Genomic DNA, 26,834 nt, shown 5'->3' on the forward strand with positions numbered 1-26,834 from the left:
TGTCAGCCCTTACTTGACGACCTGCCCCACCCCGCGTCCACGCGGGTCAGACGCGGTTTCCAGCGCCGAACCCGTCACCCGGATCGCCTGGATATCGCCCATCTCCCAGCCCTGGTCCTCCAGGGTGTAGCCCATCTTCTTCAGTTCCTCGGCCACCTTGCCATCGAGCGGCGCATAGGCGTCGTAGTAGATAGTGTCCTTGGGCAGCAACTGGTGGTGCACACGCTGCGCCGCCACCGCCTTCTCCAGCGGCAGGTTGTAGTCGTACAGGTTGTTGAGCACCTGGAAGATCGAGGTGAAGATCCGCGAGCCACCCGGCGTACCCAGCACCAGCGTGACCTTGCCATCGCGGGTCACCAGGCTCGGGGCCATCGACGACAGCATGCGCTTGCCCGGCTCGATGGCATTGGCATCGCCACCGACCACACCGAAGGCGTTCGCCACACCCGGCTTGGCACTGAAATCATCCATCTCGTCATTGAGCAGGAAGCCCGCGCCCTTCACCACCACGCCGCTGCCGTAGTCCCAGTTCAAGGTGTAGGTGTTGCTGACCGCGTTGCCCTGCTTGTCGACGATGGAGAAGTGCGTGGTCTGGTGCGGCTCCAGCCCCGGGCGCACCTTGGCGGTGTCGGAGATGGCGGTCGGGTTGACCTCTTGCGCGCGCTTGGCCAGGTAGTCCTTGGCAATCAGCTGCGCCACCGGCACCTTGGAAAACGCCGGGTCGCCCAGGTAGTCGGCACGGTCGGCGAACACACGCTTCTCGATTTCCGAAAGCAGGTGGATGTAGCGTGCCGAGTTCAGCTCGACACCCTTGAAGTCGGCTGCGCGGTTTTCCTTGATGCCCAGCAACTGCGCCAGCGCGATGCCGCCCGAGCTGGGCAGCGGCGCGGTGTAGACCACGTTGCCACGCCATTCGATGCCCATCGGCTCACGCCACACGGCCTTGTAGTCCTTGAGGTCTTCCTTGCTGACCAGGCCCTTGTCGGCCTGCATCTGCGCCACCAGCAGGTCGGCGGTCTTGCCCTGGTAGAACTCGCTCACACCCTTGTCGGCAATGCGCTCCAGGGTCTGCGCCAGCTCGGGCTGCCTGAAGGTCTCGCCCACCTTCATGCTGCCGAAATAGTCGTTGAAGTTGGTGCTGTCCTTGAACAGCCCCTGGGCATCTTCGCGGTACTGGTACTGCTTGGCGGCGATCTTGAAGCCGTTCTTCGCGTAGCCCACCGCCGGGGTCAGCAGCTCGGCCCAGGGCAGCTTGCCGAACTTCTGGTGCGCCTCCCACAGGCCCATCACCGTGCCCGGCACCCCGGCGGCGCGGGCGCCCACCAGGCTGAGGTTCTCGATGATCTCGCCTTTGTCGTCCAGGTACATGTTGCGGCTGGCCGCCTTGGGCGCCACTTCACGGTAGTCGAGGAAGTAGGGTTTGCCATCCATGTACAGGGTCATGAAACCGCCGCCGCCGATGTTGCCGGCCTCAGGGTAGGTAACGGCCAGGGTGAAGGCAGTGGCCACCGCGGCGTCCACTGCGTTGCCGCCCTTCTTGAGGATGTCGGCGGCGACCTGTGCACCATATTGATCGGGCGCGGCCACCGCGCCGCCGTCCAGCGTCACGGCATAGGCTGATGAGCTGGCGACGATCGCAGCGCTCAAGGTCAGCGTTCGAAACATCAGAGTGCGCATGCGGGTTTCCTTGGTGTTGTTTTTATCGAACAACCATTAAGGCGCATGCCCAGGGATTTTTCAAATGCCGCCTGCGGTTTTCAGCAGGCGTAGATCGACAGCTTGTGCTGGATGAAATCCAGAAAGCACTGGATACGCAGGGCCAGTTGCGAGTTGCGGTAGTACACCGCGTTGATCGGCTGGCGATAGCCGCTGTTGGCCTCGGCCAGCACCAGTTGCAGGCGGCCGGCCTGGAGGTCTTCGTGGGTCATGAAGTGCGACAGGCAGGCGATGCCTTCGCCGGCCAGCGCCAGGTGGCGCAGGGTTTCGCCGCTGGAGGCGCACAGGTCGGGGCGGATCGCCAGGCGGTCGCCTTCGGTGTGGCGCAGCGGCCAGTGATTGAGGGTTTCGGTCTGGGTGAAGCCCAGCAGCGAATGCCCGGCCAGTTCCTCCACATGCCGTGGCGTACCGCGCCGCGCAAGGTACGCGGGGCTGGCCAGCACATGCAGCGGGCTGCACCCCAGCGAGCGGGCGTGCAGGCTGGAGTCGGCCAGCTCGCCGATGCGGATGGCGATATCGGTGCTCTGTTCGAGCAGGTCGATGATCAGGTCGTCGGTGTTGAGCTCCAGCTGGATATCCGGGTACAGCTGGCGGAACTCCCCCACCCAGGGCACGATGGCATGCAGCATGAACGGCGCCGCCGCATTGATGCGCAAGCGCCCGGACGGGGTCTGGCGGTGCAGGCTCAGGCGCTCTTCGAGTTCGTCCATCTGTTGCAGGATGGCCTTGGCACGCTCGAAGAAAAACCGCCCCTCTTCGGTGAGGTCCATGCGCCGCGTGGTGCGGTTGATCAGCGTGGTGCCCAGCTTGGCCTCCAGCCGCGACAGGCTGCGGCTGATGGCCGACGGGGTCTGCCCGCCCTGTTCGGCGGCGGCGGAAATAGAGCCGCACTCGATGACCGAGACGAACATCTGCAATTCATCGGACCTGGCTTTCACGGCTGTTCCCTGGTGTGGCGTTCAGCCGTGATAGATAGCCGCTTGGCGTTGCCCGCGCAACCCTTCATCAGGCGCCAGTGTGGAAAACCCGGGCCAGGTGCTGCTCGTAGCCGGCCACGGCAGCCTCGACGTTGGGGTTCTTCATCACGTCGGTGGCCAGGTAGGTCGGCAGACCGCTCATGCCCAGGAACTGGTTGGCCTTGTGGAACGGGAAGTACACCGCGTCCACGCCCTTGCCTTCGAAAAACTGCGCCGGATCGTCGAACGCTTCCTGCGGTGCGTTCCAGGTCAGCGACAGCATGTACTGCTTGCCCTGGATCAGGCCGCCGCTGCCGTACTTGCTCGACGCATCGGAGCGGGTGCGCCCGTCGCTGGCGTAGAGGCTGCCGTGGCCGGCGGTGAACACTTCGTCCAGGTACTGCTTGACGGTCCACGGCGCGCCCATCCACCAACCGGGCATCTGGTAGATGACCACGTCGGCCCAGAGGTACTTCTGCACTTCTTCGGCAACGTCGTAGCCGCCATCGATGTAGGTGCTCCTGACGTCGAAACCGGCGCGGTCGAGAAACGCCAGCGCGGCCTCGTGCAGGGTCTCGTTCAGGCGGCCATCGGAGTGGGCGAACTGCTTGCCGCCGTTGAGCAACAGGATCTTCTTCATCATCTGCCTCATGTGTGTTCGGGGCGGCCAACAGAAGGGGCGGCCCGGTGAATGTGATGGCGGCAGATTAATCAGTTCAGCGCAGCGGAAATACCCTCGCGCGGGCAAAACGCTTTTGACCAAAAAGCACGAATTCAGCGCTTATTGTTGAAATAAGATTGGCTCACTTTTTACAGGAGCCTCCCCATGAGCGAACCCTACGGTTTCATCCTCAAAGCCAAGACCCGCCCCGAAAAGGCCGAGGAGTTCGAGGCGCTGTTTCGCAGCTATGTAGAACCCAGCCGTGCCGAGCCCGGCTGCATCGAGTACCACATGCTGCGCGACCGGCAGGACCCAAGCCTGTTCGTGTTCTACGAAATCTGGGCCAGCAAGGCCGCACTGGATGTGCATTCGGCGCTGCCGCACATGCTGCAGTTTGCCGAGCGGCGCATGGAATACCTTGAGCGCGACTTCGACATCCAGTTGATCGAGATGCTCAGCCCGTCCTCGGCTAGCCGTTGAGCGCCAGATGGGCGCCCAGCAGCGCCATGCCGATGAAAAAGCAGCGTTTGAACAGCACGGCACTGATGCGCTGACGCAGGCACTGGCCCAGCCACATGCCCAGCAATGCCGGTATCAGCACCACCAGCGAGGCCCCCAGCGCCTCGCCGCCCAGTGCGCCCTGCCCGGCAAGGCCCACGGCCAGCGCCAGGGTCGAGACGGTGAACGACAGGCCCAGCGCCTGCACCATCTGTTCACGGTGCAGGCCCAGGGCCTGCAGGTACGGTACGGCCGGTATCACGAACACCCCGGTGGCGGCGGTGATGATGCCCGTCACCAACCCGCACAGCGGGCCCAGCCAGCGCTCGTGGCGGGGGGCCAGGTGCAGGCCTGGGTGGCACAGGCCGTACAGCGCATACACCAGCAACGCCGCGCCCAATGCGTGCGCCGCCCACGCGCCACTGTCGATGCCCAGCCAGACACTGCCCAGCAAGGTACCGATGAAGATCATCAATTGCATCGGCCAGAGCCTGCGCAGCAACGCACGCAAGTAGCCACCCGCCGCCAGCTGCCAAAGGTTGGTGACCGTCGACGGCACGATCAGCAGCGCGGCAGCCTGCGCCGGTGACATAGCCAGACCCAGCAACCCCATGGCTACGGTGGGCAGGCCCAGGCCGATCACGCCCTTGACCGTGCCTGCCAGCACGAAGGTAAGCACAACCAGCAGCGACAGCGCCGGGCCGATAGCCTGATAGAAGCCGAATAAAGTCGTCATGGGCCCATGCTGCCCTGCCCGCACGCCCCTGAACAGTTGCCATATACTGAGCCAGACTATTGCCCAGGCAGAGGCTCATGCATTTCGATCTGATTGACCTACGACTGTTTCTGCACACCGTGGAGTGCGGCAACATCACCGCCGGCGCCCAGCGCAGCCACCTGTCGCTGCCGGCGGCCAGCGCGCGCATTCGCGCCATGGAAAGCTCGCTGGGCGTACCGCTGCTGCAGCGCAACCGGCGCGGCGTGCACCCCACGGCCGCCGGCCAGGCCCTGGTCAACCATGCGCGCCAGATCGGCCAGCAGGTGCAGCGGCTGCAATTCGACCTGGGCCAGTATGCCCAGGGGTTGCAGGGCCAGGTGCGGCTGCTGTGCAACACCGCGGCGCTGACCGAGTACCTGCCCGAACTGCTGGCGACGTTTCTGGCCCACCACCCGGCCATCGACGTGGACGTGGTCGAATTGCCCAGCCTGCGTATCGTGCAGGCGATCACCCAGGGCGAGGCCGACCTGGGCATCATCTCCAATGCCGTGGCCAGCGAGCACCTGCAGAGCGTGGCGTTTCGCGACGACCCGCTGGTGCTGATCATGGCGCCGGATCACCCGCTGGCCAGCCACCCGCACCTGCGCTTTGCCGACACCCTTGAACATGGCCATGTCGGCCTGCAGGCAGACAGCGCCCTGGCCCTGTACCTGGAGGAACAGGCCCTGCACCTGGGGCGCCGGCTGCAGGTGCGGGTACGTGCCGAAGGCTTCGACGGGGTGATCCGCATGGTGGCCCATGGCGCAGGCCTGGGCATCGTGCCGCAGGCTGCCGTGCAACGCTGGCAAGGGGTACTGGCGCTGCACAGCCTGGCGCTGGACGAACCCTGGGCACAACGCCAGCTGCGCCTGTGCAGCCGCAATTTTTCGGCGCTTCCCGGGCACACGCGCACACTTCTGCAAAGCTTGTCGGCAGGCGCTATTGCCCCGGCAGGGACAATCCACCCACAATCGCCTTCGCGCACCGCTATGTAACAAGACAATGCCGTGCCTACGAGCCGTAAAGGGAGTTTTCCGTGCCGTCGATCTACCAGTTGAAACCGCGCTTCCAGGCGCTGCTGCGCCCTATGGTCAAGCGTCTGTACGAGCGCGGCATAACTGCCAACCAGGTGACGGTCGCCGCCGCGGCGGTCAGCGTGGCGCTCGGCCTGCTGCTGGCCGCCGTACCGCACATCACCTGGCTGTTCGCCCTGGTGCCGGCCTGGATGCTGCTGCGCATGGCGCTCAATGCCATCGACGGCATGCTCGCCCGGGAATTCGGCCAGCAGTCACGCTTGGGTGCCTACCTCAACGAGCTGTGCGACGTGGTCGCCGACAGCGCACTGTACCTGCCCTTCGCCCTGCTGCCGGGCGTGTCGCCGGCGCTGGTGGTGATCGTGGTGCTGGCCGCGCTGGTGAGCGAATACGCCGGGGTGATGGGCCCCCTGGTAGGCGCCGAACGCCGTTATGACGGCCCGATGGGCAAGAGCGACCGTGCCTTCGTGTTCGGTGTGCTCGGTGCCGGCGTGGCCACCGGCCTGCTGAGCGCAGCGTGGCTCAACGGCGTATTGCTGGTGGTGCTGCTGCTGTCGCTTCATACCCTCTACAACCGGGTGAGCCGAGGCCTGGCGCAACCCCGCTGAAGCCCTCCGAGCCAGATAAGGATATTTGCCATGCGCACCGCGCAATCCCTGCATTTCACCACCCATGACGGCGTAGAACTGCATTACCGCCACTGGCCGGCCAACCGCCAGCCCGGCCAACCGCGCCGCGCCGTGGTGCTGTTCCACCGTGGCCACGAACACGGCGGGCGCATGGCCCACCTGGTGGATGAACTCGACCTGCCCGGCCATGACTTCTTCGCCTGGGACGCCCGTGGCCATGGCAAGTCGCCCGGGGCCCGTGGCGACAGCCCGAGCTTCGCGTGCAGCGTGCGCGATGTGCAGACCTTCATCGAGCACATCGCCCGCGAGCACGCCATCGACGAACAGGACATGGCGGTGCTGGCGCAAAGCGTCGGCGCCGTGCTGATCGCAACCTGGGCGCATGACTATGCGCCGAAGGTACGCTGCCTGGTGCTCGCCTCGCCGGCCTTCAAGGTCAAGCTGTACGTGCCGTTCGCCCGCCCGGGGCTCAAGCTGATGCGCGCCTGGCGCGGCAACTTCTTCGTCAACAGCTACGTCAAGCCGCGCCTGCTCAGCCACGACCCCGAGCGCATCGCCTCGTATGAAAACGACCCGCTGATCAGCCGGCCGATTTCGGTGAACATGCTGCTGGGGCTGTACGAAGCTGCCGATCGCGTGGTGGCCGATGCCCAGGCGATCCAGGTGCCGACCCAATTGCTGATTTCCGGCGCCGACTTCGTGGTCAAGCGCCAGCCGCAGGAGCAGTTCTTCGAGCGCCTGGGCAGCGTACACAAGGAAAAGCACGTGCTGCCCGGCTTCTTCCACGACACCCTCGGCGAGCGTGATCGCGGGCATGCGCTGGCGCGTATCCGGCGCTTCGTGGAGCACTGCTTCAGTGTGGCGCCCCAGCGCCCGTCGCTGCTCGATGCCGACCAGCTCGGCGCCAGCTGCGCCGAGGCCGAAAGCCTGGCCGCGCCGCTGCCACGCAACTCGCCGGCCGACCTGTACTGGCGCGCAACCCGCGCCGGCCTGCGCCTGGGCAAGGGCCTGTCGAGCGGGGTCAAGCTGGGCTTCGACACCGGTTTCGATTCGGGCAGCACGCTGGACTACGTCTACCGCAACCAGGCCACCGGCAAGGGCAAGCTGGGCCGCATGATCGACCGCAACTACCTCGACGCCATCGGCTGGAAGGGCATCCGCCAGCGCAAGCTGCATGTGGAAGAGCTGTTGCGCCTGGCCATCGAGCGCCTGCGCGAACAAGGCGCACCGGTGCATATCGTCGACATCGCCGCCGGCCATGGCCGCTACATTCTCGAAGCCCTGCAGGGCCTGGAGCAGCGCCCGGATTCGATCCTGCTGCGCGACTACAGCGAGCTCAACGTGCGCGAAGGCACGGCGCTGATCGAACACAAAGGCCTGGCCGACATCGCCCGCTTCGTGCAGGGCGATGCCTTCGATGCGCAGAGCCTGGCCACCCTTGAACCGCGTCCGAGCCTGGCGGTGGTATCGGGGCTGTATGAACTGTTCGCCAGCAACCAGATGGTCGGCGACTCGCTGGGTGGCCTGGCCCAGGCCGTGGCGCCGGGCGGCTACCTGGTGTACACCGGCCAGCCGTGGCACCCGCAGCTGGAGATGATCGCCCGCGCCCTGACCAGCCACCGCGCCGGTCAGGCCTGGGTGATGCGTCGGCGCAGCCAGGTGGAGATGGACCAGCTGGTGGAAGCGGCAGGCTTTCGCAAGGTGTGCCAGCGCATCGACGAGTGGGGCATCTTCAGCGTCAGCCTGGCCCAGCGAGTTGCTGAATGAGCACAGTGCGCGAGCCGGGCCTGATCCGGCGCGGCGTGCTATGGCTGCTGTTGCTCGGGCCGCTGTTCTTCTTGAGCTATGGCCTGAGCAACACCTTCACCGCCGGGCGCAGCGACGTCGGCAGCCTGGTGTTCGCCTGGGAAAGCAGCATCCCGCTGTGGCCGTGGACCATCCTGCCGTACTGGTCCATCGACCTGCTGTACGGGTTGTCCTTCCTGCTGCCGCTCAGCCGCCTGGAGATGGACCGGCATGCCTTGCGCCTGCTGAGCGCACAGTTGATCTGCATCGCCGGCTTTCTGCTGTGGCCGCTGCGCTTCACCTTCGAGCGCCCTGAACTGCAGGGCGTGTTCGGCTGGCTGTTCGATGTGCTGATGGGCTTCGACAAGCCGTTCAACCAGGCCCCTTCGCTGCACATCGCGCTGCTGGTGATCATCTGGGCGATGTTCGCCCGGCACACCCGTGGGCGGCTGATGCGCTGGCTGCTGCATGGCTGGATGGGGTTGATCGGTTTGTCGGTGCTGACCACCTGGCAGCACCACTTCATCGACGTGCCCAGTGGCGCAGTGGCAGGCGCGCTGTGTGTATGGCTGTGGCCCGTGGAGGGCCGGCCGGTACTGGGCAGCCTGCAGCCGACCCGTGACCGCCGGCGCTGGCGCCTGGCCGCGTACTACGCGCTGGGCAGCGCCGTGCTGGGTGGGCTGGCGCTGTATGCCGGCGGTATCGCCCTGTTGCTGTTGTGGCCCGCCCTCGCACTGCTGATGGTGGCGCTCAACTATGCCGTGTTGGGCGCCGAGGGCTTTCAGAAAGGCCCGAGCGGCCAGTTGTCGTATGCCGCGCGCTGGCTGCTGGCGCCGTACCTGATCGGCGCCTGGCTCAATTCGCGTTGGTGGACGCGCCGCCATCCACAGGCCGACGAGGTGTGCGAGGGGGTGTACCTGGGGCGGGTGCCTGCACGAGGTCAGGCGGCATCGTTTGCCGCGGTGGTCGACCTGTGTGCAGAACTGCCGGCGGCACACACGCCGGGCCAGGCCTATTACAGCCTGCCCTGCCTGGACCTGGTGGTGCCCAATGCCGAACGTTGCCGCGAGGCGGCCCAGGCCATCGAGCGACTGCGCCAGCAGGGCCCGCTACTGGTGTGCTGCGCCCTGGGTTACTCGCGCAGTGCCTGCGCCGTGGCCGCCTGGCTGGTACTCGGCGGGCGCTGCCAGAACGCGCAGCAGGCCCAGCAACTGATCGCCCAGGCCCGCCCCGGGGTCGTGCTGCACCCGGCGCACCGCCAGGTGATCGACAGCCTGCCGGCGGGGGGCGGCCTGTGAGTAGCCAGACCCACCTGGCGCTGGTGGCCAGCCTGCTGCGGCGCGGGCGCCAGGTGGAACGCCTGTCGGACGGCATCAGCCTGCTGGCGCTGGCCTATGGCCTGGCGCCACTTGCCGGCGCGCCGGCCCCTGTGATTGGTGCCCTGTTGTGCGTGCTGCTGCTGGCAGCCGGCCTGCTGCAAAAATACTGGGGCATGCGGGTTGCGCTGGACGCCGAGCTGTTCGCGCACCTGGCCACCCAGGCCGCAACCTTGTCGCCAACTACCCGCGCGCTGGACCAGGCGCTGTTCGACCTGGGCCTCAAGCCCGCCCCGGTCGACGACCGCGACTGGCAGGCGCGCAGCCGGGCCGCACTGCGCCTGATGCGCCAGCAACTGCTGTGCCTTGGCGTGCAGGTACTGCTGGCGATTGCCGGCATACTGTGCCTGCCCTGGCTTTCTCTCGTCGGATAAGGACCTCGTCATGCTAGCCGCCCTCACCGCCTTCGGCATCACCTCGGTGGCCCGCCTGATCACGGGCGCCCGCGCCCTGTGGCTGGGCTGTACACCGCAGCCGGTGCAACGCCTGTACTACGCCAACCACAGCAGCCACGGGGACTTCGTGCTGATCTGGGCCTCGCTGCCCCAGGAACTGCGCCGGCACACCCGCCCGGTGGCCGGGGCCGATTACTGGCAAAAACCGGGTATTCGCCAATTTCTGATCAACCGGGTGTTCAACGGCGTGCTGATCGACCGCCAGCACAGCGAGGCCCAGAGCGACCCCTTGCAGCCGATCCATGCGGCGCTGGAGCAGGGCGACTCGCTGATCTTCTTCCCCGAAGGCACGCGCAACCTGGGCGACGAGCCCTTGCTGGCGTTCAAGAGCGGGCTGTTCCATCTGGCCAGTGCCCACCCCGAGGTGGAGCTGATCCCGGTGTGGATCGCCAACCTCAACCGGGTGATGCCCAAGGGCCGTGCCCTGCCCCTGCCGCTGCTGTGCACCCTGAGCTTCGGCGAGCCGCTGCAACGCTTGCCCGATGACAGCAAGCACGCGTTTCTGGAACGGGCACGCCTTGCCCTGCTGGCCCTGGCCCCCAAGGAATCCTGAGATGGACCACAACACACTTCTGCTGTTTGCCGGTATCGGTGGCCTGCTGCTGCTCGCCAGCCTGATCGGGCGCCTGCTCAAATGGCGCGCGGGCCCGGCCCCGCACGCGGTCATCGACAACCTCAATGCGCGCATCAATGCCTGGTGGGTGATGGTGCTGGTGATCGGCCTGGCCTTCGTGTTCGGCAAGCTGGGGGTCATCCTGCTGTTCTATTGCGTGTCGTTCTATGCGCTGCGCGAGTTCCTCACCCTCACGCCCACCCGGCGTGGCGACTACCCGGCACTGGTGGCGGCGTTCTATGTGGCGCTGCCGGTGCAGTACCTGCTGATCGCGATGGACTGGTACGGGTTGTTCAGCATCTTCATCCCGGTGTACCTGTTCTTGCTGCTGCCGATCCTGGCCAGTTTCGGCGGCGATACCACGCGCTTTCTGGAGCGGGCCTCGAAGGTGCAGTGGGGGCTGATGATCGCGGTGTACTGCCTGTCGTCGGTACCGGCCCTGATGACGCTGGATATCCCCGGGTTCGAGGGGCGCAACCTGCTGTTGATCGCCTGGCTGATTCTGGTGGTGCAGATTTCCGATGTACTGCAGTACGTGTGCGGCAAGCTGTTCGGCAAGCGCAAGGTGGCACCGCGGCTGTCGCCGTCCAAGACGCTGGAGGGTTTGCTGGGCGGTGTGGCGCTGGCCACGCTGATCGGCGCGACGCTGTTCTGGATCACCCCGTTCACCTTCTGGCAGGCGGCGCTGATGGCGCTGACCGTGAACGTCATGGGCTTCTTTGGCGGGCTGGTGATGTCGGCGATCAAGCGTGACCGCGGGGTGAAGGACTGGGGGCACATGATCGAGGGGCACGGCGGCATGCTGGACCGCATGGATTCGGTATGTTTCGCGGCGCCGGTGTTCTTTCACTTTGTACGTTACTGGTGGGCTTGAGGGCCCTTTCGCCGGCAAGGCCGGCTCCTACAGGCAACAGGTTCACCTGTAGGAGCCAGCCTTGCTGGCGAAGCTTTTCTACTCGGGCTTGCGGTAGCCCTCGATGATCGCCGAGAAGTCCTTGCCACCCTCCCCGCGCAGGCTCATCGCCTGGTACAGCTGCTGCGCCACCGCGCCCAGAATCACCGGCTGGTGCGCCTGGCGCGCCGCCTCGGTAGCCAGCCCCAGGTCCTTGAGCATCAGCTCCGCACCAAAGCCACCGGTGTACCCGCGTGATGCCGGCGCCGTCTCGACGATACCCGGCCACGGGTTGTAGGTGTCCGAACTCCAGCAACGCCCGGTGGAGCTGTTGATGATGCCGGCCAGCACCTTGGTGTCGATGCCCAGGGCATTGCCCAGGGCCATGGCCTCGGACACGCCGATCATCGAGATGCCCAGCAGCAGGTTGTTGCAGATCTTGGCGATCTGCCCGGTACCCACCTCGCCGCAGTGCACGATGTTGCGCCCCATCTGCGCCAGCACCGGCTGCAGGGTGGCGAACAGCGCCTCACTGGCGCCGACCATGAAGGTCAGGGTACCCGCCGCCGCGCCGCCGGTGCCGCCCGACACCGGTGCATCGGCCAGGTCCACACCCTGCCTGGCCGCCGCTGCATGCACCGCACGCACGGTCTGCGGGTCGATGGTGCTGCAGTCCACTACCGGGGTACCGGCGCGTACGCCGGCCAGCACGCCGTCTTCGTTGAGGTACACGCTGCGCACATGGGCAGCGGCCGGCAGCATGGTGATGACCAGCTCGCTGGCGCTGGCCGCGTCCTTGGGCGAGGCACTGATCTGCCCGCCGAGTTCGGCCAGCTCTGCCAGTACGTCCTTGTTCAGGTCGAACAGACTGAGCTGATGGCCGGCCTTGATCAGGTTGCGCGCCATCGGCGCGCCCATGTTGCCCAGCCCGATGAATGCAATACGCATGGTCGACTCCTTAACGCAGGCTGATGGTGGTGTTCACGCCATCGTTGACGCTGTCGTCGTCGAACCAGCGCGCGGTGACGGTCTTGGTCTGGGTGTAGAACTGCACCACTTGCTTGCCGTAGGGGCCCAGGTCACCCAGCTTGGAGCCGCGCGAACCGGTGAAACTGAAGAACGGTACCGGCACCGGGATCGGAATGTTGATGCCCACCTGGCCCACGTCGATCTCGCTCTGGAACTTGCGCGCCGCGGCGCCGCTCTGGGTGAACAGGCCGGTGCCGTTGCCGAACGGGTTGCGGTTGACCAGGGCGATGGCCTCGTCGAGGGTGTCGACCTCCAGCACCACAAGCACCGGGCCGAAGATTTCCTGGGTGTAGATCTGCATGTCGGTGGTCACGCCGGAGAACAGCGTGGGGCCGACGAAGTTGCCCTGCTCGTAGCCGGGCACCTGCACGTCGCGGCCATCGAGTTCGAGGGTGGCGCCTTCCTTGATGCCGCTTTCGATCAGGCCCAGCACACGCTCCTTGGCGCGCTTGGAGATCAGCGGGCCCACATCGGTGCCAGGCTCGCTGCCGGCGTTGACCTTGAGCTTGGCGGCCAGGGCCTTGAGCTCCGGCAGCCATTCGCGGGCCTTGCCCACCAGCACCGCCACCGAGGTGGCCATGCAGCGTTGGCCGGCAGCGCCGAAACCGGCACCTACCAGGGCATTGAGGGTTTGCGTGCGGTTGGCGTCGGGCAGCACCACGGCGTGGTTCTTGGCGCCCATCATCGACTGCACGCGCTTGCCGTGCTGGCCGGCCAGGTTGTACACGTGGGTACCGACCTCGGTGGAGCCGACGAACGAGATCGCCTTGATGTCGGTATGGGTGCACAGCGCATCCACCACCTGCTTGCCGCCGTGCACCACGTTGAGCACGCCGGCCGGCACACCGGCTTCCAGCGCCAGCTCCACCAGCATCATGGTCGACAGCGGGTCCTGCTCGGACGGCTTGAGCACGAAGGTGTTGCCGCACACGATGGCCATCGGGAACATCCACAGCGGAATCATTGCCGGGAAGTTGAACGGGGTGATGCCGGCGCACACGCCGATGGGCTGGCGCAGGGTGTAGGTATCGACGCCGCCGGCCACGTTCTCGGCGAACTCGCCCATCTGCAGGGTGCCGATGGAGCACGCATGCTCGACCACTTCAAGGCCGCGGAAGATGTCGCCTTCGGCGTCGGCGATGGTCTTGCCCTGCTCGGCGCTCAGGGTCACGGCGATGCGCTTGGAGTGTTCGCGGATCAGCGCCTGCAGCTTGAGCATGATGCGCATGCGCGCGCCGATCGGGGTGTCGCGCCAGGTCTTGAACGCACGCTGGCCGGCAGCGATGGCGGCATCGACTTCTTCGGCGGTGGCAAAGGGTACGCGGGCCAGCACCTGCTGGGTGGCCGGGTTGACCACGTCGCGCCATTCGGTGGTTTTCGACTCGACCCACTGGCCGTCGATCAGCAGCTTGACGCTGTCGACCTTGGTCTGGCCGGGCGTGAGGGATGCGTTCATGAGGGGTTCTCCTGGATTTATTGTTAGGGAGAGAAACGCCGACGCGGCAGCCGCGACGATGCTTGGGTCCTGGGCTGAATTGGAGTATAGATGTGCAAACTTCTAATAAGAACGCACATAAAAGCCGGACCAACATGCAAAAAAACATCACATCCCTGGGGTCGCTGAACTGGGACGACCTCAAGTTCTTCCTCGAAGTGGCGCGCACGCGCAAGGCCAGCAGCGCCGCCAAGCGCCTGGGCGTGGACTACACCACGGTGTCGCGGCGCATCAGTTCGCTGGAGGTGGCGCTGGGCACGTTGCTGTTCGAAAAGTCGCGCACCAGCGGCTTCGTGCTCACCGCCGAGGGGCAGCGCCTGCTCAGCTATGCCGAGGCCATCGAGAGCACCCTGCACATGGCCTGCGAGCAGGTGTCCGGCTCGGGCGTGGCGCTATCGGGGCATGTACGCATGGGCTGCACCGAAGGCTTTGGCAGCTTCTTCATCACCCCGCAGTTGAGCCACTTTGTCGATGCCTACCCGGCGATCTCGGTGGATATCCTGCCGCTGCCGCACTTCATCAGCCTGTCCAAACGCGAGGCCGACATCGTGATCGCGCTGGAGCGCCCGGAACACGGACCCTATGTGTGCTGCAAGCTGTGCGACTACCGCCTGCGCCTGTACGCCACCCGCGACTACCTGGACAACCACGAGCCGATCCTGCGCAGCAGCGACCTGGCCCGGCACCCGTTCATCAGCTACGTGGACGACCTGGCATTCAGCTCCGAGCTGCTGTACCTGGCCAACCTGCTGCCCACCGCCACCGCACACCTGCGCAGCACCAGCGTGATCGCCCAGTACGTGGCGGCCCAGCAGGGTCGCGGGCTGGCCATCCTGCCGTGTTTTCTGGCCGCACAGGACCCGCGGCTGGTGCCGGTGCTGCCGGGGGAAGTGGAGATTACCCGGCAGTTCTGGATGTACTGCCGGGAAGACTTGCGCAAGCTCAAGCGCATCACGCTGCTGTGGGACTACATCCGCGACGTGACCGAGCGCAACACGCCCCTGCTGATGGGCGAGTCGCACACGATGAGTTTTGCCGACTAGTCGGAGGCGACCACGATCGCCACGCGGCGGTTTTCGGTGCGCCCGGCGGCGGTGTCGTTGCTGGCCACCGGCTCGCGGCTGCCAAGGCCGCGGGTCTCGACGTTCTCCGGGCGCATGCCCACGCCCACCAGCACCCTGGCCACACTGGCCGCCCTGCGCGCCGACAGCTGTTCGTTGTAGCTGGCCTTGCCGGATGAATCGGTATGGCCATCCACCCGCACCCGCTCGATGTGCACCGACAGCAGCGCCTTGCCGATACGCTCGACGATCTCGCGGCTCTGGGTGTTGAGTGCATCCAGGTCGCTGCCGAACAGCACCTTGCCGGACAGGCCGAAGGTCCAGCCCTCGTCGGTGGGGGTGAACCCCTCCTGTTTGAGCACGGCGATCTGCTCGGGGGTCAGGCCCTTGGGCGGCGGGGTCTGGCAGCCGCCGAGGGCGAAAAGGGCCAGGGCCAGAAAGGCCAGGTGCAAGCGAAGGTATCGAGTCAGGTGAATCACGGTTCAGCTCCTGTTTTTGCGCTGGACGCAGAGAACTCCGCCTCTGCCGACTGGGGCCCGTCACGGGTGTGACGCTTGGCCTGGTACATCGCCGCATCGGCGGCATTGAGCAACTCGGCCGGGGTACGGCCGTCATCGGGAAACACTGCGATGCCAACGCTCAACGAGGTAACGACGCACTGCCCGTCCGGCAGGCGGATAGGCAGGCTCATGCTGGCGGCTATCTTGTCGGCGATACGCTGGGCATCCTCGAAGCGATGCAGAGGGGTAAGCAGCACCGCAAATTCGTCCCCCCCCAGACGCGCCACCAGGTCGTGCTCGCGCAGCTGCGCACGCACCCGGCTGGCCACGGCGACCAGCACCTCGTCGCCTGCGGCATGACCGTAGCTGTCGTTGATTTCCTTGAAGCGGTCGCTGTCCAGAAACAGCAGCGCCAGCCCGTCGCCATACTTGATCGCGTTGCGCAGGCTGCGGCTCAGGCGGCCCTCGAAGAACGCCCGGTTGGGCAGGCCGGTCAGGCTGTCGTGGCTGGCCTGGTGGGCCAGGGTCTCGTTCTCGCTCTGCAGGTGGTTTTGCCAGGCTTCCATTTCGTCGAGCAGGGCATTGAAGTCGTTGCCCAGCTCGTTGAGTTCGGCGATCTGGGTGGAGGGCACGCGCCGGTCGAAGCTGCGTTCGCGCCGCGCCGCATGGGCCACGCTGGCCAGCCCGCGCAGGGGCCCCACGATATCGGCGAACAGCCGGCGCGACAGGTACAGGGCACTTACCGCGCTGAGCGCCGTGCACAGCAGGATGCCCGCCAGACCACTGAGCAGAAAGCGCATCAGGCTGCCGCCCTGGCCAACCAGCTCGATGCGCCCCACCTGCTGGCCCTGGTGCACCACCGGCAGCCGGATCGGCTCTTCGAGCAGGGTCCGGGCGATCTTGAGCTCCAGCTGGTCGAGCATGCCGCCTTCACTGCGCTCCCAACTGGCCAGCAACTGGTCCGCATCGTCGAAGACCTTGACGTTGGCCACTTCCTCGGCCGCAGCAATCAGCGCCAGGGCTTCGTTGGCGGCGCTGCTGTCGTTGAACACCACCGCGGCCTCGACGGTGTAGTTGATCGAACGGGCAATCAGGTGAAGGTTGTGGTTGGCATAGACGCGCAATGCCAGCACCCCCAGCACGGTCAGCGAGATGCCGGCCAGCCCGATGGCCAGCAAAGCCACGCCCAGGTGCCCGCGGCTGAGCACCGCGCGCAACGTGGTCCGTTCGCGTGTCTTGAGCCAGCCGATCATGGCTGCAGCGCTCGGCGCCGCGACAATTGCAGCACGCTGGGATGGATGCGCACGCCACTGCGCGCCACCGAGTCGAGGTTCACGTCAAAGGCCACCTGGGTGTCCTTGACCCGCAGACAGAACAGGCTGCCGACCGTACAGGGGTCATCCGCTTCGCTGATGCTCAGCACCGGCTTGCCGTTGATCGCGCTGATGAGCTGGCTGCGCGCCTCGCCACTGAGCTTGCCGATGTACACCGCGTCGCACTGGGTGAGGATACGCGGATCCCCCGCCAGCAGACGACGTACGGTCAGCGGCCGGCCGGTGGCCTGGGTGGTCCCCTTGACCAGGTCGTCGGCATATTCGGTAGGGCCGATCAGGCACAGGCGCAGCTGTTCGGGTTCCACCGGCCAGCGCGCGTAACTGAGGATACCCAGTACCACCTGGGTCACTGCCTTGGCCCGCTGCTCGGCCAGTGTGGCGGCTGCGGCGCCCTGGGCCATGCCGTGCAGCGGAAGTACCAGCACCAACGCCGCCAGCAGCATGAGCCTCCAGCGTTTTACACGTCCCGGTGTAAGGGCGGCGACCTTCATATAGGAAATCTCTTAAGACCATGCCTTGCGTGGGGGCAAGATAGCATAACGCCTGCTTTTCCCGCGAGGTCGCCTCCAAGGGCGGATCAGCCGAATCGTCGGCTGCGCCGGCGCCTTACACCTGTTCCAGCATCAGCCCGGAAATACGCTTGACCTTGCGCCGCACCGCCTCCTCGAAAATGCCCTGGCGCGGCTCTATCAGGCTGAAGCAGTCCTTGGCGCGGGTGATGCCGGTGTAGATCAGTTCCTTGGTCAACACCGGGTTCAAGGCGTCGGGAAGCACCAGAACCGTGTGGGAGAACTCCGAGCCCTGGGACTTGTGCACCGTCATGGCGTACACGGTTTCAACCTCACTTAACCGGCTGGGCAGGACGAATCTGACGCCGCCCTGGCCATCGTTCCGAGGAAACGCCACCCGCAGCAACGGTGTGGAGGCCTGGGCGTCCGGCAGGCGCAAGGCAATGCCGATATCGCCGTTCATCAGGCCCAGACCATAGTCGTTGCGCGTCATCAGCACCGGGCGGCCTTCGTACCAGGGCTGTTCGCCATCGATCAGACCGGCCGCCGTCAGCACCTTGCCGACCCGCTGGTTCAGGCCCTCGACACCCCAGGGGCCCTTGCGCACCGCGCACAGCAGCTGGAAGCGCTCGAAGGCGCGCAGCACCTTCAGTGCCCACGCCTCCCAGCGTGGATCGTCAGCGGCGGTATCCGGCGCCGGGCGGGTCTGGCGAATCAGGTGCAGGTACTCACGATAGCCCTGCGGGCTGTCGCCACCGCGGCCCAGCCCCTGCAGCAGCAGGGTGTCGAGCTTGCGGTCGTGCTCGCCGCTCAGGCGCAGGCTGTGCACGTCGGCAAGACCTTGCTCGAGCAGCGCACGGGCCTGTTCCGGCTGCTGACCGTTGACCTGGCGCGCCAGCTGGCCGATACCGCTGCCCTCACCAAAGCGGCGCGAATGGCGCAACATCACCACTTGCTGGGGCAAGGGGTCGCGCTGGGCATCGCCCTCGACCAGGCCGCTGCCGGCCAGCGACTCGCCACTGACCTGCTCCAGCCAGCTGCGGGTGGCAGCGCTGTAGCGCCCGGCCTCGGCATCGCGGCACAGGTCGCCCAGCACTGCGCCGGCCTCGACCGACGCCAGCTGGTCCTTGTCCCCGAGCAGAATCAGGCGCGCATGCCCCGGCATCGCCGCCAGCAGGTTGGCCATCATTTCCAGGTCGATCATCGAGGCCTCGTCGACCACCAGCACGTCCAGTGGCAACGGGTTGCCGGCATGGTGACGAAAATGTCGCGAGCCCGGGCGATTGCCCAGTAGGCGGTGCACGGTGGAGACATCGCTGGGGATGTTGCTGCGCACGGCGTCACTGACGGCCAGCCGCTCCACCTGCTGGCCGATGGATTCGGTGAGACGCGCCGCTGCCTTGCCGGTCGGTGCGGCCAGGCGGATACGCAACGGGCGCCCGACCTCCACGGCCGGGGCCTGCAACAGGGCCAGCAGACGCACCACGGTGGTGGTCTTGCCGGTGCCGGGGCCGCCGGTGATGATGCTGAACGCACTGCGAGTGGCCAGCGCGCAGGCGAGCTTCTGCCAGTCGACCTGACCGGCCAGCGCCGAGCCTTCGAACAGCGCATCCAGGCGGGCGCGCAAATCGGCGGGCGTGGGTTCGGCCTGTTCCAGGCGTTCGCGCAGGGCACTGTCGATGCGCCGTTCATAGGCCCAGTAGCGGCGCAGGTACAGGCGCTGCCCACTCAACACCAGCGGGCCCGAGGCCTGCGCTTCACTGCTGCCCAGGGCAACCAGCGCGCTGCCTTGCAGGCGCTGGCACCAGGTGGCCAGATCGAGGCGCTCCAGCAGTTGCGAAGGCAGCAGCAAGGGGCCGGCCAGGGCATCGCCCTCGGGTGGCAACGACAGGGCAAAGTCAGGCTCGGCCAGGGTTTCGGCCAGGTCCAGACACACGTGCCCGTGCCCCAACTGGTGGCTGGCCAGTGCGGCGGCCAGCAGCACCAGCGGGTCGGCCTGCGGGTCGCGTTCGCCGAGGAAAGCCACGAAGGCGCGGTCCAGTGCTCGCAGCCAGCCGCGCTCGACCCATCGATCAAGCAGCGCCAGCAGGTCGGCGCCCACCGTCAACGGCGCCAGGGCCGCCAGATGCCCGGCATCCAGAGGGGTGGGCAACAGGTCGTCGAACGTGCGGCTCATGCGCTGTCTCCGGAAAACAGATCAGGTTGCTGCGGTGCGCTTGCGCCGCTGAACAGGGCATCGAGCCGCTCGATCAGCACGCGCGGCGGCTTGATGAAGTACAAGCCCTGGCTGGCCGCGTGCACCCCACGCAGGAACAGGAACACCGCGCCGCCCACATGCCGGTCGTAGTCGTAGTCGGGCAGGCGGGCACGCAGCTGACGGTGCAGGGCCAGCAGGTACAGCACGTACTGCAGGTCGTAGCGATGCTCGAGGATCGCGCCCTCCATCGCCAGCTCGCTGTAGGCCTGGTCGTCGGTGCCCAGCCAGTTGGATTTGTAGTCGGCCACGTAGTAGCGCCCGTCGTGCTCGAATGCCAGGTCGATGAAGCCCTTGAACATGCCATTGAGCAGCGCCGACTGCGCGGCCGGTCGGGCTGCGCCGTCGTGGGTGTGGGTGCATACCAGGCGGTCGAGGGCCAGCACGTCGACCTGATGGCTGGCGAACCAGAACTCCATCTCGATCTGGTACTGGCTCAACTGGCCCAGGGCAACCGGCGCACTGTCCGGTGCCAGGTGCAGCGGTGCGTTCAGCAGGTGTTCGAGCCAGTTGCCGAGGGTGTTGATCCAGCCGGTCCAGTCGCGCCGGTTGCAGCGCTGGGCCACGGTCTTGTGCAGTTGCTCGGGCGCCGCGACCACCTGGCCGAAGCCTTCGTGACCGGCCCATTCGAGCAGCCCGTGGAGGAAGGTGCCGGGGTTGGGGCCACGCGGGAAGCGGTGGATGTCGCCGCCCGTCGCCACGACTTCGCGCAGGGTCTGCGGATCGGCCGGTTCATCATCGAGCAGTTGCTGGGCCTGGGAGCTGTCGGCGGTGAGCAGCTCCTCGCCGATGCGCAGTGCACTGTAGGAGGCGATCCACCAGTTCTCTGCGGCGCGGCGGCGCGGCTGGCGGGCCGGAAGCAGCTCGGCGGTGTTGCGCGGGGCCTGGTAGCGCTGGGTGTCGGCAATCGGCAATACCTGGCTGTGGATGGTCGCGCAACCTTCCTGCAATGCCTGCAGCCAGCCCTCAAGGGCGGTGGAAGCCGGCAGTACAGCGCCGCCGCCCAGCAGGTAGCCGAGCGCGCAGCGGTGCAGCAGCGACTCCTTGCCGGTGCCGCGCTTGAGGTCCGCCACCCCCAGCCAGCACGCGTGCTGGGCACGGGTCAGGGCCACGTAGAGCAGACGCAGGTCTTCGGCCAGGCGCTCGTCATCGGCCAGGGCGATCTGCTCGGCATCAGGGGTCAGGGTCAGCTGGGCATTGCCCTGGGCGTCGTGCCAGCCCAGGGGCAGGCGCTTTCCGTCCACCGGCTTGGCGGTGCTGATGAAGGGCAGGAACACCAGCGGGTATTCCAGCCCCTTGGATTTGTGGATGGTCACCACCTTGACCAGTTGCTCGTCGCTTTCCAGGCGCAGGATCTGTTCTTCACCGGCCTGGCCGGAGCTGGCCAGGTGTTCGCTCAGGTGGCGGATCAGCGCCTGCTCGCCGTCCAGCTCGGTGGCCGCCTGCTGCAGCAGCTCGGCCAGGTGCAGCAGGTTGGTCAGCACCCGTTCGCCATCGCTGCGGCGCATCAGTACCTGGGGCAGGTCGAAGTCGTGCAGCAGGTGACGCAGCATCGGCAGCACGCCCTGGGTGCGCCAGAGGTGGCGATAGTCGCGGAACTTCATGACCCAGTGTTCCCACACCCGCTCGTCCTGGTTGAGCTGGGCCAGCCGGGTCAGCGGCAGGTCGAGGGTGACGCTGGCCAGCGCCGCCTTGAGCAGGCGCTCGCTGTCGGGTTCGGCGCAGGCCTTGAGCCACGCCAGCAGGTCGTGTGCCTCCTGGGCGGCGAACACCGAGTCCTTGTCCGACAGGTAGACGCTGCGTACGTCGCGGGCGGCCAGTTCGGCGCGGATCAGCTGGGCCTCGCGACCGTCGCGAACCAGGATCGCAATGTCCGATGGCAAACAGCCACGCAACGCCTGGCCTGGCTGGACAAAACCGCAGGTGCCCAGTTGGCCGCCGTTGAGCAGGCTGACGATCTGGGTGGCGCAGCTGGCGGCTACCTGTTGGCGATAGACCGCGCCGGACAGCGGCTCGTCGCTTGCCAGGTGCCATAGGTTGAGCGCTGCCAGGGGCTGCCCGTCGACCTGCAGGTGCTCCTTGCGCCCCTGCGCCCTGACCGCCACGAAGGGGACGGGGTTGTCGTCGCCGTCGCGGAACAGGAACGCCCCGCGACCGGCCTCGCGCTGTTCGGCGCGCATGAATACATGGTTGACCGCATCGACCATCGGCTGGCTTGAGCGGTAGTTGGTGTCCAGGCTGTGCAGCCGGCCGTGGGTGGCGCGTCGGGCGCCCAGGTAGGTGAAGATGTCGGCGCCGCGGAAGGCATAGATGGCCTGCTTGGGGTCGCCGATCATGAACAGCCCGGTTTCGCGCACGTCCTCCTCGATGCGATAGATACGCTGGAAGATGCGGTACTGCACCGGGTCGGTGTCCTGGAATTCATCGATCAGGGCCACCGGGAACTGTTCGCGGATCAGCCCGGCCAGGCGCTCGCCGGCCGTCCCGCCCAAGGCCGAGTCGAGACGCAGCAGCATGTCGTCGAAGCCCATTTCGGCGCGGCGGCGCTTTTCCTGCTCGAAGCGTTTCGACACCCAGTTGGCGGCGTGTTCGAGCAGGCGGGCGTCCGGGGTCGGCAACGCCTGCAGCTCCAGGCGCAGGCCGGGCATGGCATCCAGCGCCGGGTGGCTGGGCGGCTCGCCCTTCCAGGCTTCGGCCATGCCTTGCGGGGTGAAGCGGGTGAACCCGGTGCCAATATCCAGCTCCACCGCCTGCTCGTCCTGGGCCCAGGCCGCGATCTTCTCGCACCAGGGTTCGAAATAGCGCGGCTGCATCTTGCGCCCGTCCACCTGCTTGGCGGCATGTGCGGCATGGCACAGTTGCAGCAGTTCCTGGGCCCACTGTGCCCAGGGCGCCTTGAGCTGGCGCAGCCGTTCGGCACGTTGTTGCACCACCGCTTCGATCAGCGCCTGTGGGTCGGCGCTGTCTTCCTCGCTCCGCGTGCGGCCGAACAGCGCGCGCACCCTGGGCAGCAATGCCTCGGGGCTGCTCCAGTGGCTGCGCACCCAGGCCAGGGCCTCGCCGTGCATGGGGTAGCAGAAGCGCCGCCAGTAGTCGCGCATGACCTGGCCGAGCAGCTCGCTGTGGTCGGTCTCCAGGGTCTGGGTGAACAGGCTGCCGCTGTCGAACGCGTGCTCGCGCAGCATCCGCTGGCACCAGCTGTGGATGGTCGAGACGGCGGCTTCGTCCATCCACTGCGCGGCAACGTCCAGGCGGTTGGCGCAGGCGGGCCAGGTGTCCGGGGCGTAGTGCTCGCGCAGTTGCACCAGCAAGGGGTCGGCTTCGGGCAGTTCGCCACGGAAGAACCGCGCCGCTTCGGCCAGGCGGGTGCGAATGCGCTCACGCAGCTCTTTGGTGGCCGCATCGGTGAAGGTCACCACCAGGATCTGTGGCGGCAGCAGCTCGCGCCCGAAGCCCTGCTCGCCGCCATGGCCGAGCACCAGGCGCAGGTACAAGGCAGAGATGGTGAAGGTCTTGCCGGTACCGGCACTGGCTTCGATCAGTTGGCTGCCGTGCAGCGGGAAGGTCAGTGCCAGCGGCGGCTGGTGTGCGTGGACAGTCATGAATGCGCCTCTTCACTGCCCAGGCGTTGCCAGGCGGCTTCGAACATCGGCCGGTACAGTGCCTCGCACCAGCCCTCGAATTCTTCACTCGCGGTCAGCGCCGCGAAATCACTGAACTGCCGGGCCAGTGCGGTGCTTTCGCTGCGCTCGCCGCGGGTGTTCTGGCCGTCGCCGTCGTAGGCCTTGGCTGCGGCCGTCAGGGCTTTTTCAGGGTCACTCTGGCCGAGCCAGGTGAAGGCGGTCTTGATCGCCACCGGCAGCGGCGCATTCATGCCGGCCTGCCGGGCCACCAGCAGATCGCCGAGCAGTTCCGCGGCACGCGGTTGCTCCAGCGGGTCGAGCAACAGGGTCACGTCGGTGGCGACCACTGCGCTGCTCAACCGGTGCCCAACGGCACACGCAGCCAGGTGCATGACCCAGGTCGCCACCAGTCGGTGCCACTTGAGCGATTTGCCGCTACTGATGCCGTTGGGCAAGGTGGTGATGCTCAGCAGCGCCTGGTCGTCACGCTGGTACACCCGCCCCAGCCAGCCTTCGAGCCGCAGCTGGCGATACTCGAAGCTGATCGGCAGCGCACTGTCGATCAGGGTTGGCCATTGGCCGAGCAGTTGAGCGTGCCGCAACAGCAGGTCGGGCAATGGCTCGATCAATTCGGCCTGCAGGCATTCACCGAAGCCGGCCAGCGGCAGCATGCCGCTGCGTTGCAGGCGGCGGGCCTGGGCCTGCAGGGCGTCGGTGCTGTTGGTGGGGTCGGCCAGGGCTGCGCCCAGCAAGCTTTCGCTCAGGCTGTAGCGCTGCAGGGCGTCGAGCACGAAGGGCTCTTCGTCGGCCAGGGGGGCTTCGGCGGCTTCGAAGAACACCTTCAGGCGCTGGCTGAAGAAGTGCCGAACGGGGTGGCGCATGAAGTCCTGGAGCAAGGTCAGGCTCAGGGGTTCTTCGGGCACGAAAGGCTCCAGTTGGTCGGCCTCGGTCGGCAACTGCGTTGGCGGCAGGTGCAGGGCGCGCCATTCGCTGGCATAGCTGAACAGGTTGCTGTGCTTGTGGAAGTAGCGGGCGCTGAACGGTTGCAGGGGGTGTTCCTGCGTCAAGGCGTGCAACAGTTGCAGACCGCCCTCCACTGGGTCGTCGGCCTTGGCCTTGGGGCTGCGCCAGCCGGCGGCGAGGTGATCGCGCAACTGGCCGATGAGCACCGACGCCGGCCGCTCGCTGTTGTCGCGAATGCTGCGGCCCACCCAGCTGACGTACAACTGCTCACGCGCCGACAGCAAGGCTTCGAGCAGCAGGTAACGGTCGTCCTCGCGTCGAGAGCGGTCGCCGGGGCGGTAGTCGCTGCCCATCAGGTCGAAGTCCAGCGGCGGCTGCGCACGCGGGTAGTCACCATCGTTCATGCCCAGCAGGCACACCACCTTGAAGGGGATGGCACGCATGGGCATCAGGGTGCAGAAGTTCACCGAGCCGGCCAGAAAGCGCTGGGACAAGCGCCCCTGGTCCAGGCCGGCGAGCCAGGCTTCGCGCACCACCGTCAACGGCAAGGCGTCCTCGAGCCCGACCGACTCGCAGGTTTGCAGCCAGGTTTCGCACAGGCCCTGCAGTTGCACCAGCAGGTAGTCATCGTGTTCGGTTTCGGCCAGGAAGAACACCTGCAGCAGGGCATGCAGGCGCGTGCCCCATTGCGCCGCCGGTGCCGGCTGCGAGAGCTCGGCATGGGCCACCTCGAGCGCATCGAGCAGGGCCACCAGCGGGCCGATCAGGGCAGCATCGAGGCCGCCGATTTCATCATAGGGTTCGATGTCGTCGCAGCTGTCGCCCGTGCCCACCGCATAGCCCAGCAGCATGCGGCGCAGGCCGAATCGCCAGCTGTTCTGCTCGAGGTCATCGGGCAGGCCCAGGCCGGCACGCTGCTGTGCATTGAGGCCCCAGCGCACGCCGGCCCCTTCGATCCAGCGGTGCAGCGTGGGCAGGTCGCTTTCCTTGATCGCGAAGCGGGCACGCAGGGCGGGAACATCCAGCAGATCGAGAATCTCGCTCACCGGGAAGCGGCTGTCCGGCAACTTGAGCAGGTGCTCCAGGGCAATCAGCAGCGGGTCGCGGCCGCGCTGGCCCTGGTCGGTCAGGGTGAAGGGAATGTAGCGCGGGTCGTTGCGCCCAAGCTGGCCGAACACGGCGCGGATGTGGGGCGCATAGGTGTTGATGTCCGGCAGCATCACGATCACGTCGCGCGGGCGCAGACCGGGGTCGGCGCTGAAGCGGGCGAGCAACTGGTCGTGCAGGATCTCGACCTCGCGCTGCGCGCTGTGGGCCACATGAAAACGCACCGAGCGGTCCTTGGCCGGGTCGACGGCGGGCCACAAGGCGCGGGTCTCGACCAATGGGCGCAGTTCGAGAATGTCGTCCTGCAACTGGTTGAGCAGAGTGGCCTGCCCGTTTTCGGTGAACAGGTCGATGCGCCCGTCACTGAACACATTGCGATAGCTGCCCGGGTCATCGTAGCTGTCGAGCAGGTTGATGTAGTCCCGGCCCTGCTTGCCCCAGGCCGCAAGCAGCGGATGGGCATGCTGGTGCAGGGTGTCGGCGTCGATCAGGCTGGGCATGCCTTGCTTGCGCTGCTGGCGCTTGTACTGATGGCGCAGCAGGTCCTTGTCGGCGACGATATCGGCCCAGTGGTGACGGCAGGGGTTGTGCACGCATAGCAGCACCTGGCTGAAACGTGCCAGGCCTGCCAGCGCTTCAAGGGCCTGGGCCGGCAACGAAGAAATGCCGAACACGATGACACGCGATGGCAGGCCCTTGGGGGCTTGTTCCAGTGCATTGATGCGCTCGACGAAACGCTGGTGCACGCCGGCACGGCTCTGGGCCATGCCTTCCTCTCCCACATCCAGCAGCAAGGCACGCCACAGCTCTGCCTGCCAGCAGTTGGCGGGGGCCAGCGCACGGGAGTCGCCACGAGCGTTGCTCAGCACGTGACGTCCGGCTGCCCAGTCCTTCAGCCAATCGGCACGGTACACCTGGTATTGGTCGAACAGGTCGGCAAGGCGCTCGGCCAGCTGGTAGCGCTTGCGCAGGTCGCTGTCATCGGTAAGAAAGCGCTGCAACGGCTCGAAATGCGGCTGGTTGATCACTTCCGGCAGCAGGCGCATCAGGCGCCAGGTCAAGGGCGCCTTGTCGAGCGGGGAGGTTTCAGGAATCTCTTCGCGGCCAAGTACCCGGCGGTACAGCTGCCACATGAAGCTACCAGGCAACTGCACATCGATGGCGGCCGCGATGCCGCAACCGCCCTGGTCATCGTCCTGCGGGTCTTCGGCCAGGGCTAGCTTGAGCCACTGGGCGATACCGTTGCTCTGCACCAGCACCATCTCGTTTTCCAGGGGTGCCAGCGGATAACGCCGCATCAGGCTCACCACCAGGCCACGCAGTTCATCCAGGTGGTTGCCGTGAACGACCATGAATCCCGGTTGAAGCGTGCTTGCATGCGGCATGGGGCATCCCTTGGGCTGTGCGGATTTTGGGGGGAACCTTATCACGGTCTGCGTACAGACCGAGGGCCTGCAGCTTTTCGGCCCACAAAGACAAAACCCCTACCTGCAGATGCAGATAGGGGTTTCGGAATTTAATCTTGACGATGACCTACTCTCACATGGGGAAACCCCACACTACCATCGGCGATGCATCGTTTCACTA

Annotated in this window: 21 protein-coding genes; 9 read left to right on the forward strand and 12 right to left on the reverse strand. The window is 66.5% G+C overall.

Annotation, left to right across the window (positions count from 1 at the left end):
* Window positions 1-9 precede the first annotated feature (9 nt).
* From ggt to JZZ72_RS20175, 3 genes are all read right to left on the reverse strand, one after another.
* Window positions 10-1,677 carry a gamma-glutamyltransferase gene (gene ggt, locus JZZ72_RS20165; protein WP_043860701.1) on the reverse strand — a complete coding sequence of 556 codons (1,668 nt, stop codon included), beginning with the start codon at window positions 1,675-1,677 and terminating at the stop codon, window positions 10-12.
* Window positions 1,678-1,757: 80 nt separating this feature from the next.
* Window positions 1,758-2,654 carry a LysR family transcriptional regulator gene (locus tag JZZ72_RS20170; RefSeq protein ID WP_054916552.1) on the reverse strand — a complete coding sequence of 299 codons (897 nt, stop codon included), beginning with the start codon at window positions 2,652-2,654 and terminating at the stop codon, window positions 1,758-1,760.
* A 67-nt stretch (window positions 2,655-2,721) separates the two neighbouring features.
* On the reverse strand, window positions 2,722-3,312 hold the full coding sequence (locus JZZ72_RS20175) for an NAD(P)H-dependent oxidoreductase (protein WP_054916551.1): 591 nt from the start codon (window positions 3,310-3,312) through the stop codon (window positions 2,722-2,724).
* A 186-nt stretch (window positions 3,313-3,498) separates the two neighbouring features.
* On the opposite strand from JZZ72_RS20175, the gene JZZ72_RS20180 reads away from it, so the two are divergent.
* Window positions 3,499-3,813: a putative quinol monooxygenase gene (locus JZZ72_RS20180; RefSeq protein ID WP_210015009.1), complete on the forward strand. Its 315-nt coding sequence runs from the start codon at window positions 3,499-3,501 to the stop codon at window positions 3,811-3,813.
* Here the strand turns inward: JZZ72_RS20180 and JZZ72_RS20185 are convergent.
* A complete protein-coding gene (locus JZZ72_RS20185) occupies window positions 3,803-4,567 on the reverse strand; it encodes a sulfite exporter TauE/SafE family protein (protein ID WP_210015010.1) in 765 nt (254 codons plus the stop codon). The two genes, JZZ72_RS20180 and JZZ72_RS20185, sit on opposite strands and share 11 nt — an antisense overlap.
* 77 nt (window positions 4,568-4,644) lie before the next feature.
* On the opposite strand from JZZ72_RS20185, the gene JZZ72_RS20190 reads away from it, so the two are divergent.
* From JZZ72_RS20190 to JZZ72_RS20220, 7 genes are read left to right on the forward strand one after another with little or no spacing between them, the layout of a single operon-like run.
* A complete protein-coding gene (locus tag JZZ72_RS20190) occupies window positions 4,645-5,583 on the forward strand; it encodes a LysR family transcriptional regulator (RefSeq protein ID WP_116052694.1) in 939 nt (312 codons plus the stop codon).
* 41 nt (window positions 5,584-5,624) lie between these two features.
* The gene (locus JZZ72_RS20195; RefSeq protein ID WP_043860707.1) at window positions 5,625-6,230 is read left to right on the forward strand and encodes a CDP-alcohol phosphatidyltransferase family protein; all 606 of its coding nucleotides are present in this window, start codon (window positions 5,625-5,627) and stop codon (window positions 6,228-6,230) included.
* A 30-nt stretch (window positions 6,231-6,260) separates the two neighbouring features.
* On the forward strand, window positions 6,261-8,018 hold the full coding sequence (locus JZZ72_RS20200) for a bifunctional alpha/beta hydrolase/class I SAM-dependent methyltransferase (protein ID WP_116052691.1): 1,758 nt from the start codon (window positions 6,261-6,263) through the stop codon (window positions 8,016-8,018).
* Window positions 8,015-9,334: a phosphatase PAP2/dual specificity phosphatase family protein gene (locus JZZ72_RS20205; RefSeq protein ID WP_210015011.1), complete on the forward strand. Its 1,320-nt coding sequence runs from the start codon at window positions 8,015-8,017 to the stop codon at window positions 9,332-9,334. Before JZZ72_RS20200 ends, JZZ72_RS20205 begins: the two co-directional genes overlap by 4 nt.
* A complete protein-coding gene (locus JZZ72_RS20210) occupies window positions 9,331-9,786 on the forward strand; it encodes a hypothetical protein (RefSeq protein WP_078481796.1) in 456 nt (151 codons plus the stop codon). The genes JZZ72_RS20205 and JZZ72_RS20210 overlap by 4 nt, the downstream gene beginning before the upstream one ends.
* Before the next feature lie 10 nt (window positions 9,787-9,796).
* Window positions 9,797-10,420: a lysophospholipid acyltransferase family protein gene (locus JZZ72_RS20215; RefSeq protein WP_043860711.1), complete on the forward strand. Its 624-nt coding sequence runs from the start codon at window positions 9,797-9,799 to the stop codon at window positions 10,418-10,420.
* Between the two features lies 1 nt (window position 10,421).
* The gene (locus JZZ72_RS20220; protein ID WP_043860712.1) at window positions 10,422-11,354 is read left to right on the forward strand and encodes a phosphatidate cytidylyltransferase; all 933 of its coding nucleotides are present in this window, start codon (window positions 10,422-10,424) and stop codon (window positions 11,352-11,354) included.
* Window positions 11,355-11,432: 78 nt separating this feature from the next.
* Here the strand turns inward: JZZ72_RS20220 and mmsB are convergent, their stop codons facing one another.
* Together mmsB and JZZ72_RS20230 are read right to left on the reverse strand one after the other, a co-directional pair.
* Window positions 11,433-12,320, reverse strand: a complete 888-nt coding sequence (gene mmsB, locus JZZ72_RS20225) for a 3-hydroxyisobutyrate dehydrogenase (RefSeq protein WP_078481798.1) — start codon at window positions 12,318-12,320, stop codon at window positions 11,433-11,435.
* A 10-nt stretch (window positions 12,321-12,330) separates the two neighbouring features.
* Window positions 12,331-13,857: a CoA-acylating methylmalonate-semialdehyde dehydrogenase gene (locus JZZ72_RS20230; protein ID WP_043860714.1), complete on the reverse strand. Its 1,527-nt coding sequence runs from the start codon at window positions 13,855-13,857 to the stop codon at window positions 12,331-12,333.
* A 134-nt stretch (window positions 13,858-13,991) separates the two neighbouring features.
* Here JZZ72_RS20230 and JZZ72_RS20235 point away from each other — a divergent pair, with 134 nt between their 5' ends.
* Window positions 13,992-14,939 (forward strand): LysR family transcriptional regulator, encoded by a 948-nt coding sequence (locus tag JZZ72_RS20235; protein WP_210015012.1) that lies wholly within the window; start codon window positions 13,992-13,994, stop codon window positions 14,937-14,939.
* On the opposite strand, the gene JZZ72_RS20240 is transcribed toward JZZ72_RS20235, so the two are convergent.
* From JZZ72_RS20240 to recC, 6 genes are all read right to left on the reverse strand, one after another.
* A complete protein-coding gene (locus JZZ72_RS20240) occupies window positions 14,936-15,427 on the reverse strand; it encodes an OmpA family protein (protein ID WP_054916704.1) in 492 nt (163 codons plus the stop codon). The genes JZZ72_RS20235 and JZZ72_RS20240 overlap by 4 nt on opposite strands.
* Window positions 15,428-15,432: 5 nt before the next feature.
* Entirely contained in the window at window positions 15,433-16,710 is a 1,278-nt protein-coding gene (locus JZZ72_RS20245) for a diguanylate cyclase domain-containing protein (protein WP_210015013.1), read from the reverse strand.
* The gene (locus JZZ72_RS20250; RefSeq protein WP_043860717.1) at window positions 16,707-17,282 is read right to left on the reverse strand and encodes a YfiR family protein; all 576 of its coding nucleotides are present in this window, start codon (window positions 17,280-17,282) and stop codon (window positions 16,707-16,709) included. The genes JZZ72_RS20245 and JZZ72_RS20250 overlap by 4 nt, the downstream gene beginning before the upstream one ends.
* A gap of 115 nt (window positions 17,283-17,397) precedes the next feature.
* Window positions 17,398-19,476 (reverse strand): exodeoxyribonuclease V subunit alpha, encoded by a 2,079-nt coding sequence (gene recD, locus JZZ72_RS20255; protein ID WP_210015014.1) that lies wholly within the window; start codon window positions 19,474-19,476, stop codon window positions 17,398-17,400.
* Window positions 19,473-23,156, reverse strand: a complete 3,684-nt coding sequence (gene recB / locus JZZ72_RS20260; protein WP_210015015.1) for an exodeoxyribonuclease V subunit beta — start codon at window positions 23,154-23,156, stop codon at window positions 19,473-19,475. The genes recD and recB overlap by 4 nt, the downstream gene beginning before the upstream one ends.
* On the reverse strand, window positions 23,153-26,632 hold the full coding sequence (gene recC, locus JZZ72_RS20265) for an exodeoxyribonuclease V subunit gamma (protein ID WP_210015016.1): 3,480 nt from the start codon (window positions 26,630-26,632) through the stop codon (window positions 23,153-23,155). The genes recB and recC overlap by 4 nt, the downstream gene beginning before the upstream one ends.
* Window positions 26,633-26,834: the final 202 nt, after the last annotated feature.

Source organism: Pseudomonas palmensis, assembly GCF_017848315.1.
Taxonomy (GTDB): domain Bacteria; phylum Pseudomonadota; class Gammaproteobacteria; order Pseudomonadales; family Pseudomonadaceae; genus Aquipseudomonas; species Aquipseudomonas palmensis.

What these genes read in the sequence shown, in the direction of transcription:
- ggt (WP_043860701.1), bottom strand. Translation starts at nt 1,677, where the DNA reads ATGCGCACTCTGATGTTTCGAACGCTGACCTTGAGCGCTGCGATCGTC.
- JZZ72_RS20175 (WP_054916551.1), bottom strand. Translation starts at nt 3,312, where the DNA reads ATGAAGAAGATCCTGTTGCTCAACGGCGGCAAGCAGTTCGCCCACTCC.
- JZZ72_RS20180 (WP_210015009.1), top strand. Translation starts at nt 3,499, where the DNA reads ATGAGCGAACCCTACGGTTTCATCCTCAAAGCCAAGACCCGCCCCGAA.
- JZZ72_RS20185 (WP_210015010.1), bottom strand. Translation starts at nt 4,567, where the DNA reads ATGACGACTTTATTCGGCTTCTATCAGGCTATCGGCCCGGCGCTGTCG.
- JZZ72_RS20190 (WP_116052694.1), top strand. Translation starts at nt 4,645, where the DNA reads ATGCATTTCGATCTGATTGACCTACGACTGTTTCTGCACACCGTGGAG.
- JZZ72_RS20200 (WP_116052691.1), top strand. Translation starts at nt 6,261, where the DNA reads ATGCGCACCGCGCAATCCCTGCATTTCACCACCCATGACGGCGTAGAA.
- JZZ72_RS20205 (WP_210015011.1), top strand. Translation starts at nt 8,015, where the DNA reads ATGAGCACAGTGCGCGAGCCGGGCCTGATCCGGCGCGGCGTGCTATGG.
- JZZ72_RS20215 (WP_043860711.1), top strand. Translation starts at nt 9,797, where the DNA reads ATGCTAGCCGCCCTCACCGCCTTCGGCATCACCTCGGTGGCCCGCCTG.
- JZZ72_RS20220 (WP_043860712.1), top strand. Translation starts at nt 10,422, where the DNA reads ATGGACCACAACACACTTCTGCTGTTTGCCGGTATCGGTGGCCTGCTG.
- mmsB (WP_078481798.1), bottom strand. Translation starts at nt 12,320, where the DNA reads ATGCGTATTGCATTCATCGGGCTGGGCAACATGGGCGCGCCGATGGCG.
- JZZ72_RS20230 (WP_043860714.1), bottom strand. Translation starts at nt 13,857, where the DNA reads ATGAACGCATCCCTCACGCCCGGCCAGACCAAGGTCGACAGCGTCAAG.
- JZZ72_RS20235 (WP_210015012.1), top strand. Translation starts at nt 13,992, where the DNA reads ATGCAAAAAAACATCACATCCCTGGGGTCGCTGAACTGGGACGACCTC.
- JZZ72_RS20245 (WP_210015013.1), bottom strand. Translation starts at nt 16,710, where the DNA reads ATGATCGGCTGGCTCAAGACACGCGAACGGACCACGTTGCGCGCGGTG.
- JZZ72_RS20250 (WP_043860717.1), bottom strand. Translation starts at nt 17,282, where the DNA reads ATGAAGGTCGCCGCCCTTACACCGGGACGTGTAAAACGCTGGAGGCTC.
- recD (WP_210015014.1), bottom strand. Translation starts at nt 19,476, where the DNA reads ATGAGCCGCACGTTCGACGACCTGTTGCCCACCCCTCTGGATGCCGGG.
- recB (WP_210015015.1), bottom strand. Translation starts at nt 23,156, where the DNA reads ATGACTGTCCACGCACACCAGCCGCCGCTGGCACTGACCTTCCCGCTG.
- recC (WP_210015016.1), bottom strand. Translation starts at nt 26,632, where the DNA reads ATGCCGCATGCAAGCACGCTTCAACCGGGATTCATGGTCGTTCACGGC.